Genomic DNA, 13,884 nt, shown 5'->3' on the forward strand with positions numbered 1-13,884 from the left:
CTTTTTTTAAAAAATAATGGAACAATGTATTATTTCACTTGAAAAGTTTAATAAAAATGATTATCTTGATAATCAAGATAAAATTAAGTTTAGTGGGGGTACCTACTCATGTCAAGGGATAAATTTCAGAAATCAGAGATGTTAGAAAGTTTGTCGCAAAGCCTGCACAAATATGGGATGAGAACCGTTTTATTTCAACAAAATATGGCGCAAAAGATCGGAGTCGTTCAGACAGATTTAAAGACGGCAGAAATTTTAAATGAAACAGGTCCTATTACTGCAGGTGAACTTTCAAGAATTACAGGCCTAAGCTCAGGGGCAGTTACGGCGCTTATTGATCGGCTTGAAAAAACAGGCTATGTAATGAGAGAAAAAGCCAAGGAAGATCGCAGGAAAGTCATGATTACCCCGATCCAGAAGCGACAAAAACAAATAAAAGACCATTTCGTATCATTGGCTAACGCAACCAAAGAAGCATGCCAGACATATACTGAAGAAGAATTGGCTGTCATTCTTAGTTTTATGGAAAAGGTAACAATGATTATAGATCATGAAAACGAAAAATTAATGGCAGAGAGAAGATAGTAATTAGTCCTATAATGTAATTAAATTATAATAATTATAAACTGATATTGATTGTTAAGTGGAAAGTAGTATACTATTAAGAAAAGCGAGTAAAAGAGGAGGACGTTTCATGGCAGTGAAAATGTGTAACACATGTGGAGCACCTATAAAAAAATTAAAACATTCAGCTTTATGTCAATGTGGTCCTAAGATTCTTATTGGACTCCAAGCTTCTAAAACGAATAAATAAAATCATTCATTTCAACCGATTATTCTTGCTTAAGGAAAGTCGGTTTTTTATTTTTTAAGAAAATTATGTGCTATAGTGAAAAATATTTCTCAAATGCTCATTCATCTTGTAAAATAGAACTATGTTTGAGTGATTAAATCAAACAAAACCATAACGTGATAGTTGGGAGGTAACTATGTTGGGAACGAGAGACTAAGAATTGGTGAACTAGCACAATTAGCGAATGTGACAAAGCGCACAGTCGACTATTATACAAATCTCGGATTGTTAAAACCAGAACGTTCTGCTTCTAATTACCGCTATTACAAATATGGTGAACTTGAACGGTTACGAAAAATTGTCATATATAAAAAGAAGCAACATTCACTTGACCATATCAGGATGATGCTTAACCAAGAAGTCGAGTCTAAGATAAATCCATCTGAAGAGCAATTAACTGAAAAATTGAATGACTTAAATGAAGAGTTGCAAATGGTTATAAGATTGCTTGAAAGTGAAAAGAAAAAAAGACCATTAAAAAATCAAGTGTCACATGAAAGTGTGACATTAATGCAGTCATTGCTGCTTTTACTATTGTAATGTTCAGTGGGTTAAGAATTCGAGATTATGTGTACATTATATATAAAAAATTAGAGATACTTTTACAGGAGGTGCCTGGGATTTAATCGTATTCAAGTGTTTCCTTATTTTGATCAAGACAAGACAGCAGAATCAAAAAAAGGATTGTTTACCGATTACCCACCCGCATTGGAGATTACCATAAAATTATTAGCCATAGCATTACTAATTGCTTTAACAGCTTTTTTCGTTGCTTCTGAATTTGCCATTGTCAAAGTAAGAAGTTCACGTATAAACCAATTAATTGAAGAAGGACATAAGAATGCACTTGCTGCGAAGAGGGTAACGACTCATCTTGATGAGTATTTATCTGCTTGTCAATTAGGGATTACGGTTACCGCCCTTGGTCTTGGTTGGTTAGGGGAACCGACGGTTGAGGCGGTTTTGCATCCTTTGTTTGAAAAATTGAATGTCGTTGAACCAGCAATAAGCATTCTGTCATTCGCCATTGCTTTCGCTTCAGTAACATACTTGCACGTTGTTGTTGGTGAATTGGCACCGAAAACAGTTGCTATTCAGCAAGCTGAGCAAGTTACGCTTATATTTGCTAAACCTTTAATTTGGTTCTACCGTATTATGTATCCTTTTATCTGGGTTCTTAATGGTTCCTCTCGTCTGCTCGTCGGTATGTTTGGCATGAAGCCTGCTTCTGAGAATGAATTAGCCCATTCCGAAGAGGAATTACGCTTAATTTTATCAGAGAGCTACAAAAGCGGTGAAATTAATCAATCTGAATATAAATATGTGAATAAAATCTTTGAATTTGATAATCGAATTGCCAATGAAATCATGGTGCCAAGAACGGAAATGGTAACGTTTGAAAAAGGAACTTCGCTTCTTGAAGTCATTGAATTAATCCAAGAAGAACAATTTACAAGATACCCAGTAACAGATGGAGATAAAGATAATATAGTTGGAATGGTAAATATTAAACGGCTTTATACGGCTACAATAACGGAAGAAAATGTGACGGATTTAAATGTTGATGAATTTATCACTCCAGTTATTCGTGTACTTGAGACGATACCTATTCATGATTTACTGCTTAAAATGCAAAAAGAACGAATTCATATGGCGATTTTGTCAGATGAATATGGTGGAACAGCAGGTTTAGTAACGGTTGAGGATATTTTAGAAGAAATTGTTGGTGATATCCGCGATGAATTTGATCAGGATGAACGACCGAATATCCAAAAAATAACAGATGAACATTTTGTTTTTGATGCCAAAACATTAATAGGAGATATCAACTCTACATTAGGAATCCATCTGCCTGAAATGGACATAGACACGATTGGTGGTTGGATTTTAACTGGTAAATATGATGTGGCAGTAGGAGATAAAAGAGAATTTGAGGACTATGAATTCACTGTGAAAGAGATGGATGGACATCATGTTTTATATATAGAAGTCAAGAAGATAAGTTCTTCTTTAGTTAAATAAAAGGATAGATTTGAAAAAGCCAAAGATTCATTCAATTGAACAGATCTTTGGTTTTTTGTCTATCCTAGGGATCAAAGAGACATTAATTTTCTAAAGTGGTAAAATAATTACTATGATATGAATCATTAGAGTCACATTCCTTTTTGGTGATTACCATTAATTGTTCGAGAGTTAGATTTTATAAATAAAATCATGAGGGGCAGGAGATAGGGTGAGTTTTAAAAAGAAACAGTTAGTAGTATTTGGTGTAATTATCATTTTTTTGGCAATCACGCTACTAGGTATTGTATATATGGTGAACAGTGTAAAAAGCAATATAACGGAAATCGTTGAGGATCGGTATGTCAAAGTAAGTACTGTAATGGAAATACGTCAATTCTTTTCGCGTAGCGATCGGGAGATTCTTTATGCGGTCAATGATTCTATCAATGAACAAGAAGTTAGGAATAGTTTGGAGATAATTAAAAATAATCAAAGCGAAATTAACTTGAAGATTGCTGAGTTGTCGCAAATTGTAAATAGAAGCCAGACATCGCAGTTGATTAAACAGCTTGAAGCGAATTATGGTTCTTATGTGATAACGGAAACAGAAATCATTTATGCACTTGAACAAGGTAAATCTGCATCTGATTTAAATGTACTTATGGATGAACAAAGAGATAAGAGATTGAAAGTAACGAGTTCTATAGAGAAATTCAAAGATTTTCAAGAAGGTTTGATGAATGAGGCGCTGGAAGAAGCGAATGAAACCTATAATGCAATTATGCAATTTATCATAATCTCTGTTGGTCTAGTGATTATTGTTATTACTATCACGATGATTTGGTTGATTCGAAGTACGATCAAGGACCTGAGATCTATCACAAGTATAATGAAAAAAGTTGATTTTAATTATCTAACGGACCTTCCGCGTATACATGTGAAGACCAAAGATGAAATTGGCGATATTGCCCAAGCTTTTAATGAGATGGCGGCATCATTAGAAGTATCCTATCAAAAAGAAAAAGATTTCACAACGGAAATTAGTGAGCAAAATTGGGTTCAGACTGGACTGGCCGACATTGCTACGATGTATCAACGTATCGTTAATATGGAAACCCTGGGGCAGCGTGTTATCGGTAGATTGACGCCTTTGATGGGAGCTTCTCTAGGAGTCTTTTATATTAAAAGAGGACAAGGAGAAGAAGCTAAATTTGTAAAGCTTTCATCCTATGCTGATGGAGAAGAAGTAGGACGTCTGGAGTTCAGATTAGGGGAAGGTTTAATTGGTCAGTGTGCCTTAGAAAAAGAATCACAGATTATCAATCAAGTCCCAAATGATTATAAAGTATTATCAACAGGCTTAGGAGAAGTAGCGCCTAAAAGCATTTTCATTGCACCGGTTGTTTTTGAAGATGAGGTTGTTGCTGTAATTGAGCTTGCCAGTTTTGAAACTTTCACAAAGTTACAGCAAAACTTCCTTCGACGTGTTCTTGAAACCCTTGGGATTACGATTAATAGCGTACAGGGGCGTGTAGAAATTGAACGACTCTTACTAGAATCTCAGGCTCAAACAGAAGAATTGCAAGTACAATCGGAGGAATTGCAATCTCAATCGGAAGAAATGCAAGCCCAATCCGAAGAACTCCAAACGCAAGCGGAAGAGCTGCGCATGATTAATGAACAACTGGAAGAAAGAAATCGCGAAACAGAAGCGAAATCAAGAGAATTGCAGCGTGCTAAATTAAATCTTGAAGATCAGGCTGTACAGCTGAAACAAAGTTCGAAGTATAAATCAGAGTTCCTAGCTAATATGTCTCACGAATTACGAACACCTCTTAACAGTATCCTTATTTTATCTGAAATGCTTTCAGATCACGAAAGTACTTTATCAGAGGAGCAACAAGATTTCGCTAAGGTTATTCATTCTTCAGGGCGAGATTTGTTATCGCTTATCAATGATATTTTGGATTTATCAAAAGTTGAAGTAGGAAAAATGGATGTTGTTTTTGACGAAATGAATGTAAGTGAATTACCTGAATTGCTTACACGGAATTTTGAGCATGTTGCTCAGAAAAAAGGACTGGAATTTAACGTACAAAAGGATAAGGATGTACCAGATATATTCTTTACCGATCAACAGCGCTTACAGCAAATACTGAAAAATCTGTTGTCTAATGCCTTTAAGTTTACTGAAACTGGCTCTATATCTGTTCATATCAAGTGTGCAGAAGAAAAGAAACTAGGTAAGTGGATCAATACAAATGGAGCGGATGGCTGGCTTGAAATTTCCATTGCTGATACTGGGATCGGTATCCCAAAATCTAAGCAACAGTTGATTTTTGAAGCATTTCAGCAGGGCGATGGTGCAACCATGAGAAAATATGGCGGTACCGGTTTAGGTTTATCGATTTGCCGAGAGTTTGCTAAATTACTTAGAGGGTGGCTTATTGTTGATAGCGAAGAGGGGAAAGGAAGTGTCTTCACGCTATTCATCCCTAGTCTACCAGAAGGTATCGAGGAATCAGATGAAGTTGGCTCTGCCCTTCTACAAGTGGCAGCAACGATAAATGAGCCTGTTAGTGAAAGCACTGGATTTAACCATGAACCTTCTGTGGAAGGACAAAGTGTGACTGGGACACATAAACCAAATAATCTCTTCCAAAACAAAACGGTTTTAGTTGTGGATGACGACCATCGCAATATTTATGCTTTAACAAATGCGCTTGAACAGCAAGGAATGAAAATCCTAACTGCTAAGAATGGACTGGAATGTTTAGAAATCGTTAAAAAAGACCATACAATTGACGCTATTCTGATGGATATTATGATGCCTGAAATGGACGGGTATGAAACGATGCGTCGAATTCGTAGTACCGGTCAGTTTAATGAAATGCCAATCATTGCTTTGACAGCTAAAGCAATGAAAGGTGACCGTGAGAAATGCTTGAAAGCAGGAGCCTCCGATTATGTTAGCAAGCCGCTCAAGCTAAACCAACTTCTTTCTGTATTACGAGTTTGGTTGACGAATGGAACCGTAAAACCAATATGAAGATTTCGGTTTATTCTTCGACTATCTGACTTAGTTAGGTTAATCATAAGAGAAGTGTATGGAAGATTGTATTTGTGGTGGTTTGATACTAAGAGTAATGGGGTATCAATGATTAAATAGGCATAATGTCATACAAAAGCGTTTAGCGTCCATACATTAGGCGCTTGCGCTTTTGTTTTGGGGAAGGAACAGATAAGTTTTTAATAGTTTTTGCTGATTAAGGAAAGTGGTCCATTCTTCGTAGTCCTATAACTTTCAGTAAAGGAAGATAAAGTGTGGATTTTTAATATTTTAACACCATTACCAGTTGGACGTTTAGGGGACGTCGCGACTTTTGTATTGGTATAGGAGGGCTAGCGCTTCTCTTACTAAAAACAATTTTGGAGAGATTTGGGAAGGATAATTACATGAAAGATTTATTAACCATTGAGGAAAGAGAAGATTTTGAAATAGATTTACTGTTGCAAGCAATCTACCGCGTTTCTGGTTTCGATTTTCGTCGGTATATGAGATCTTCAATTAAGAGACGGGTTGAAAACCGAATGAGGTTGGAGCGAGTACAGAAAATTAGCGGGTTAATTGAAAAGGTAATGTATGAAAAAGGGTATGCTGAAAAAATGCTGGAAGACTTTTCGATTAATGTAACAGAGATGTTTCGGGACCCTGGATTTTTTAAAATTTTTAGGAACAAAGTGATCCCGTACTTAAAAGAACTTCCTGAAATCCGGATTTGGCATGCGGGGTGTTCTACTGGAGAAGAAGCATTTTCAATGGCGATTTTGCTTGAAGAAGAAGGCCTTTATGATCGAGCGAAAATCTATGCAACAGATATGAGTGAAAAAGTATTACTACAAGCAGAAAAAGGGGTTCTTCCATTAACTCGAATGCAGTCTTATACAAAAAACTATCTGCAAGCAGGTGGAAATCAGGCTTTTTCCGAATACTATTCTACAGATCACGAGTATGCCTATTTAAATCCTGATTTGCTCCGGAATATTGACTTTTTTCAGCACAATCTGGTTACAGATAGTTCTATTAATGAATTTCACGTTATCATGTGTAGGAATGTTATGATTTATTTTACAGCAGACTTGCAAGAGAACGTTAATCAGTTATTCTACGATAGTCTAAGTAAAGGTGGTTTTCTTGGGTTAGGAAGTAAAGAAACCATTCGTACCATGCTTTTTTGTGATAAATATGAGGATTTTGATTCCTTGGAGAAAATTTATCGTAAAGTATAAGAAAAACTAAAGCGGCCATGTATGATGAAACAATTGGTAGGCTTTTTGCACAAGCAACTAAAAAATCTGATTTATTTTAAAAAAACGAGGATGCCTAAAAGGGGTTTAATCCTATTGTGGCATCCTCGCTCTTATTTGAAAGTAAATAAAAAAATATAACTGATTGTCTTAATTTGCTTGAATTAAGACAACACACATGTCATCTGGCTGATCTATCTGAAGATGCTTTGGCAAGACTAAATCGATGGGGGCATCTTCACGGCAAGTCAGCCATTTTTTTGAAACAGCTTTACTTAATTGAACAAGACCGTCTGCTTCGTTTGTTTCAAGTGCCTCCATTACCCCGTCTGTAAATAAAAGTATTTGAATGTCATCTTGATATGTCAAAGTCGCCTTTTCTATCTTCATGTCATTGAAAAACCCAACTGGACAGCTTCCGGTTGAAAGAGGAAATACCTCTTTGTTATCAATTAAGGCGAAACCGGGGGGGTGTCCTGCGTTCACATAGTCTACTGTTTTTTCTTGTGTGTCAATAATCAGATAGATGGCAGTGAAATAATAATGAACTTGGTTTTCCTCTTTATTTAAAATTGACATCCAGTGGTTAAGCTCATTAATAACTTCTTCTGGATTTGTATGAGTCCGGATTGCGTCGCGTAAGACAGATGAGATAAACATACAGACTAAGGAAGCGGTAATTCCGTGTCCCATCATATCCAACAAGATGACCCCGTATCGTTTATCGTCAATTCGATGCCAATAGTACATATCTCCAGCTAATTTATTAGCGGGAAAATGCGATGCTTTAATGACTAGGTTCTCAACGGATATGGGCTCGCTCAGTAGACTACTTTGTACTTGCATGGACAAATCAAGTTCACGTGCCATTTTTTCATCTTGCATTCGATGCCAGTCTTTTTCATATTTAAGACGAAGTCCAACTCGGATGCGCGCAAGTAAATCCACTTTATTTATTGGTTTTAGAATGTAGTCGATTCCGCCTACATCAAGAGCTTCAGCTACTTTATTCGAATCCTCAAGTGCAGTAACGAAGATAACTGGAATATCCTTAAGATGAGGGATCGTTTGCAGGCGCCTGCAGGCTTCGATTCCATCAATATCGGGCATCATTATATCTAAAAGAATAATATCAACATTCGTTTCCTTAGGGCTCGCGGAGTCTATTTGTAAATAATCAAACAATTGTTGAGCAGATGTAAGCGAAGTGAAATCATTATAACCAGCTTTCTTTAATATCTTTTCTATTACGAAAAGGTTAACCTGGTTGTCATCTACGATTAAAATCGTCATTCTCTATTCTCCTTTGGGCTTATGCATCGGAAGGTACCTTTTCATATTGTTTATCATGGCTGTAATCGAGGTCTGATAGTGAATATCCATCATAATCAAAATAGGTATAGCTGAACTTATATGCATTATATTATATCTTAGTTATGTAGAAATCGAAAATAAGTAAAGTGTTATCGGGCGATATTGAACACTCTGATTTTTAGTAGTGTAAGGTGTAAAAAGTCCACATTTCTTGTACATTACCCACCAAACAAAATATTAAACCTATAATTAGTGAGAATATGAAATTTACGAAATAGAAATTTAAGGCTAAAGGTAAAAAAGATATTGACAAGAATAAGAAAGAGGAGTAATCTATAAAAGTTGCTGATTGAGCAATGGCTAAACATTACAATTTTGACATGGGTAGTTAAGTAATAAGAAAAAATCATTTTATAAAAAATGTTGACTTCTTATAAAGTGGATGTTAAGATGAATTAGTCGCTGAGAAACACAGCGATTATAAATAACGTTGAAACTTCGCAGAAGTTGACAACTAATCATCAGTATGATAAACTGAATTTTACTTAACCATAAATTGCTCTTTGAAAACTGAACAAAACAAAGCGCCAACGTTTTAATTTAAGTGAGTACACACTATAAAAACAATGAGCAAGTCAAACACTTTTTGGAGAGTTTGATCCTGGCTCAGGACGAACGCTGGCGGCGTGCCTAATACATGCAAGTCGAGCGAATGATAGGGAGCTTGCTCCCTTGATTTAGCGGCGGACGGGTGAGTAACACGTGGGCAACCTACCTGTAAGACTGGGATAACTTCGGGAAACCGGAGCTAATACCGGATAATTTCTTTTCTCGCATGAGAAGAGATGGAAAGACGGTTTCGGCTGTCACTTATAGATGGGCCCGCGGCGCATTAGCTAGTTGGTGAGGTAATGGCTCACCAAGGCCACGATGCGTAGCCGACCTGAGAGGGTGATCGGCCACACTGGGACTGAGACACGGCCCAGACTCCTACGGGAGGCAGCAGTAGGGAATCTTCCGCAATGGACGAAAGTCTGACGGAGCAACGCCGCGTGAACGAAGAAGGCTTTCGGGTCGTAAAGTTCTGTTGTTAGGGAAGAACAAGTACCAGAGTAACTGCTGGTACCTTGACGGTACCTAACCAGAAAGCCACGGCTAACTACGTGCCAGCAGCCGCGGTAATACGTAGGTGGCAAGCGTTGTCCGGAATTATTGGGCGTAAAGCGCGCGCAGGTGGTTCTTTAAGTCTGATGTGAAAGCCCACGGCTCAACCGTGGAGGGTCATTGGAAACTGGGGAACTTGAGTACAGAAGAGGAAAGTGGAATTCCAAGTGTAGCGGTGAAATGCGTAGAGATTTGGAGGAACACCAGTGGCGAAGGCGACTTTCTGGTCTGTAACTGACACTGAGGCGCGAAAGCGTGGGGAGCGAACAGGATTAGATACCCTGGTAGTCCACGCCGTAAACGATGAGTGCTAAGTGTTAGAGGGTTTCCGCCCTTTAGTGCTGCAGCTAACGCATTAAGCACTCCGCCTGGGGAGTACGGCCGCAAGGCTGAAACTCAAAGGAATTGACGGGGGCCCGCACAAGCGGTGGAGCATGTGGTTTAATTCGAAGCAACGCGAAGAACCTTACCAGGTCTTGACATCCTTTTGCCCTTCCTAGAGATAGGAACTTCCCTTCGGGGACAAAAGTGACAGGTGGTGCATGGTTGTCGTCAGCTCGTGTCGTGAGATGTTGGGTTAAGTCCCGCAACGAGCGCAACCCTTGATCTTAGTTGCCAGCATTCAGTTGGGCACTCTAAGGTGACTGCCGGTGACAAACCGGAGGAAGGTGGGGATGACGTCAAATCATCATGCCCCTTATGACCTGGGCTACACACGTGCTACAATGGATGGTACAAAGAGCTGCAAACCCGCGAGGGTAAGCGAATCTCATAAAGCCATTCTCAGTTCGGATTGTAGGCTGCAACTCGCCTACATGAAGCCGGAATCGCTAGTAATCGTGGATCAGCATGCCACGGTGAATACGTTCCCGGGCCTTGTACACACCGCCCGTCACACCACGAGAGTTTGTAACACCCGAAGTCGGTGAGGTAACCGCAAGGAGCCAGCCGCCTAAGGTGGGACAGATGATTGGGGTGAAGTCGTAACAAGGTAGCCGTATCGGAAGGTGCGGCTGGATCACCTCCTTTCTAAGGAATATAACGAGCGCTTTTGTTTTGTTCAGTTTTGAATGAGTAATTCATTCATTCGTGGTACATGAAAGCAACAGATTAGTCTTTTGCTTATTCGTTGCCGAATCGTTCTTTGAAAACTAGATAATAGATAGAAGGCAAATTTTTGCATTAATTTTTCAAGACATCAAGTAAGACCTTTTAACAACTAGGTTGTTTGGTAAACTTTTCGTTTATCAGCCACCATATGGTTAAGTTAGAAAGGGCGCACGGTGGATGCCTTGGCACTAGGAGCCGATGAAGGACGGGACTAACACCGATATGCTTCGGGGAGCTGTAAGTAAGCTTTGATCCGGAGATTTCCGAATGGGGAAACCCACTGTTCGTAATGGAACAGTATCTTTACCTGAATACATAGGGTACTGAAGGCAGACCCGGGGAACTGAAACATCTAAGTACCCGGAGGAAGAGAAAGCAAACGCGATTTCCTGAGTAGCGGCGAGCGAAACGGAAGATAGCCCAAACCAAGAGGCTTGCCTCTTGGGGTTGTAGGACACTCAACATGGAGTTACAAAGGAACGGGGTAAGTGAAGTGATCTGGAAAGATCCGTCAAAGAAGGTAAAAACCCTGTAGCTGAAACTTCGTTCCCTCCTGAGTGGATCCTGAGTACGGCGGGACACGAGAAATCCCGTCGGAAGCAGGGAGGACCATCTCCCAAGGCTAAATACTACCTAGTGACCGATAGTGAACCAGTACCGTGAGGGAAAGGTGAAAAGCACCCCGGAAGGGGAGTGAAATAGATCCTGAAACCGTGTGCCTACAAGTAGTTAGAGCCCGTTAATGGGTGATAGCGTGCCTTTTGTAGAATGAACCGGCGAGTTACGATTTCATGCAAGGTTAAGTTGATAAGACGGAGCCGCAGCGAAAGCGAGTCTGAATAGGGCGCATGAGTATGAGGTCGTAGACCCGAAACCAGGTGATCTACCCATGTCCAGGGTGAAGTTCAGGTAACACTGAATGGAGGCCCGAACCCACGTACGTTGAAAAGTGCGGGGATGAGGTGTGGGTAGCGGAGAAATTCCAATCGAACCTGGAGATAGCTGGTTCTCTCCGAAATAGCTTTAGGGCTAGCCTCGAGATGAGAGTATTGGAGGTAGAGCACTGATTGGACTAGGGGCCCCCAACGGGTTACCGAATTCAGTCAAACTCCGAATGCCAAATACTTATTCTCGGGAGTCAGACTGCGAGTGATAAGATCCGTAGTCAAGAGGGAAACAGCCCAGACCACCAGCTAAGGTCCCCAAGTTTACGTTAAGTGGAAAAGGATGTGGAGTTGCTTAGACAACCAGGATGTTGGCTCAGAAGCAGCCATCATTTAAAGAGTGCGTAATAGCTCACTGGTCGAGTGACTCTGCGCCGAAAATGTACCGGGGCTAAACGTAACACCGAAGCTGTGGATGGATACCGTATGGTATCCGTGGTAGGAGAGCGTTCTAAGGGCGTTGAAGCTAGACCGGAAGGACTGGTGGAGCGCTTAGAAGTGAGAATGCCGGTATGAGTAGCGAAAGAAGGGTGAGAATCCCTTCCACCGAATGCCTAAGGTTTCCTGAGGAAGGCTCGTCCGCTCAGGGTTAGTCGGGACCTAAGCCGAGGCTGAAAAGCGTAGGCGATGGACAACAGGTTGATATTCCTGTACCACCTATACATCGTTTGAGCGATGGGGGGACGCAGAAGGATAGGGTAAGCGCGCTGTTGGATATGCGCGTCCAAGCAGTTAGGCCGGAAACGAGGAAAATCCCGTTTCCATTAAGGCGGAGCTGTGATGGCGAGGGAAATATAGTACCGAAGTTCCTGATTCCACGCTGCCAAGAAAAGCCTCTAGTGAGATGTAGGGTGCCCGTACCGCAAACCGACACAGGTAGGCGAGGAGAGAATCCTAAGGTGTGCGAGAGAACTCTCGTTAAGGAACTCGGCAAAATGACCCCGTAACTTCGGGAGAAGGGGTGCTTTTTAGGGTGAATAGCCCGGAAAAGCCGCAGTGAATAGGCCCAGGCGACTGTTTAGCAAAAACACAGGTCTCTGCGAAGCCGCAAGGCGAAGTATAGGGGCTGACGCCTGCCCGGTGCTGGAAGGTTAAGAGGAGAGGTTAGCCGCAAGGCGAAGCTTTGAATTGAAGCCCCAGTAAACGGCGGCCGTAACTATAACGGTCCTAAGGTAGCGAAATTCCTTGTCGGGTAAGTTCCGACCCGCACGAAAGGCGTAACGATCTGGGCACTGTCTCAACGAGAGACTCGGTGAAATTATAGTACCTGTGAAGATGCAGGTTACCCGCGACAGGACGGAAAGACCCCGTGGAGCTTTACTGCAGCCTGATATTGAATTTTGGTACAGCTTGTACAGGATAGGTAGGAGCCTGTGAAGCCGGAGCGCTAGCTTCGGTCGAGGCGTCGGTGGGATACTACCCTGGCTGTATTGAAATTCTAACCCGCGCCCCTTATCGGGGCGGGAGACAGTGTCAGGCGGGCAGTTTGACTGGGGCGGTCGCCTCCTAAAATGTAACGGAGGCGCCCAAAGGTTCCCTCAGAATGGTTGGAAATCATTCGTAGAGTGTAAAGGCACAAGGGAGCTTGACTGCGAGACCTACAAGTCGAGCAGGGACGAAAGTCGGGCTTAGTGATCCGGTGGTTCCGCATGGAAGGGCCATCGCTCAACGGATAAAAGCTACCCCGGGGATAACAGGCTTATCTCCCCCAAGAGTCCACATCGACGGGGAGGTTTGGCACCTCGATGTCGGCTCATCGCATCCTGGGGCTGTAGTCGGTCCCAAGGGTTGGGCTGTTCGCCCATTAAAGCGGTACGCGAGCTGGGTTCAGAACGTCGTGAGACAGTTCGGTCCCTATCCGTCGTGGGCGCAGGAAATTTGAGAGGAGCTGTCCTTAGTACGAGAGGACCGGGATGGACGCACCGCTGGTGTACCAGTTGTTCTGCCAAGAGCATCGCTGGGTAGCTACGTGCGGACGGGATAAATGCTGAAAGCATCTAAGCATGAAGCCCCCCTCAAGATGAGATTTCCCATAGCGTAAGCTAGTAAGATCCCTGAAAGATGATCAGGTTGATAGGTCAGAGGTGGAAGCGTGGCGACATGTGGAGCTGACTGATACTAATCGATCGAGGACTTAACCTTATTGTTCTTGAAAAAGCAAAAAACCTTCTTATTATCTAGTTTTGA

6 protein-coding genes and 2 rRNA genes are annotated in these 13,884 nt (G+C 41.3%); 7 read left to right on the forward strand and 1 reads right to left on the reverse strand.

Going from position 1 to position 13,884, the window contains the following annotated elements:
* Positions 1-108 precede the first annotated feature (108 nt).
* The 5 genes from AC1MGI_RS06295 to AC1MGI_RS06315 all read left to right on the forward strand — a co-directional run bounded on the left by AC1MGI_RS06295 (position 109) and on the right by AC1MGI_RS06315 (position 7,147).
* The gene (locus tag AC1MGI_RS06295) at positions 109-585 is read left to right on the forward strand and encodes a MarR family transcriptional regulator (RefSeq protein WP_480348954.1); all 477 of its coding nucleotides are present in this window, start codon (positions 109-111) and stop codon (positions 583-585) included.
* A 391-nt stretch (positions 586-976) separates the two neighbouring features.
* Positions 977-1,393: a MerR family transcriptional regulator gene (locus tag AC1MGI_RS06300; RefSeq protein ID WP_480348955.1), complete on the forward strand. Its 417-nt coding sequence runs from the start codon at positions 977-979 to the stop codon at positions 1,391-1,393.
* A gap of 168 nt (positions 1,394-1,561) precedes the next feature.
* Positions 1,562-2,875 carry a hemolysin family protein gene (locus AC1MGI_RS06305; RefSeq protein WP_480349714.1) on the forward strand — a complete coding sequence of 438 codons (1,314 nt, stop codon included), beginning with the start codon at positions 1,562-1,564 and terminating at the stop codon, positions 2,873-2,875.
* Between the two features lie 211 nt (positions 2,876-3,086).
* Positions 3,087-5,906: a sensor histidine kinase gene (locus tag AC1MGI_RS06310; protein WP_480348956.1), complete on the forward strand. Its 2,820-nt coding sequence runs from the start codon at positions 3,087-3,089 to the stop codon at positions 5,904-5,906.
* 407 nt (positions 5,907-6,313) lie between these two features.
* Positions 6,314-7,147 carry a CheR family methyltransferase gene (locus AC1MGI_RS06315; RefSeq protein ID WP_480348957.1) on the forward strand — a complete coding sequence of 278 codons (834 nt, stop codon included), beginning with the start codon at positions 6,314-6,316 and terminating at the stop codon, positions 7,145-7,147.
* Between the two features lie 168 nt (positions 7,148-7,315).
* Here the strand turns inward: AC1MGI_RS06315 and AC1MGI_RS06320 are convergent, their stop codons facing one another.
* The gene (locus AC1MGI_RS06320) at positions 7,316-8,458 is read right to left on the reverse strand and encodes a SpoIIE family protein phosphatase (RefSeq protein ID WP_480348958.1); all 1,143 of its coding nucleotides are present in this window, start codon (positions 8,456-8,458) and stop codon (positions 7,316-7,318) included.
* Positions 8,459-9,122: 664 nt separating this feature from the next.
* On the opposite strand from AC1MGI_RS06320, the gene AC1MGI_RS06325 reads away from it, so the two are divergent.
* Positions 9,123-10,672: ribosomal RNA gene (locus AC1MGI_RS06325) — 16S ribosomal RNA — on the forward strand.
* A 231-nt stretch (positions 10,673-10,903) separates the two neighbouring features.
* Positions 10,904-13,839, forward strand: a 23S ribosomal RNA gene (locus AC1MGI_RS06330).
* The 16S and 23S rRNA genes sit together here, the layout of an rRNA operon.
* The last annotated feature ends 45 nt before the right edge of the window (positions 13,840-13,884 follow it).

It is taken from the genome of Peribacillus sp. BM1 (genome assembly GCF_056679975.1).

What these genes read in the sequence shown, in the direction of transcription:
- AC1MGI_RS06295 (WP_480348954.1), top strand. Translation starts at nt 109, where the DNA reads ATGTCAAGGGATAAATTTCAGAAATCAGAGATGTTAGAAAGTTTGTCG.
- AC1MGI_RS06320 (WP_480348958.1), bottom strand. Translation starts at nt 8,458, where the DNA reads ATGACGATTTTAATCGTAGATGACAACCAGGTTAACCTTTTCGTAATA.
- AC1MGI_RS06315 (WP_480348957.1), top strand. Translation starts at nt 6,314, where the DNA reads ATGAAAGATTTATTAACCATTGAGGAAAGAGAAGATTTTGAAATAGAT.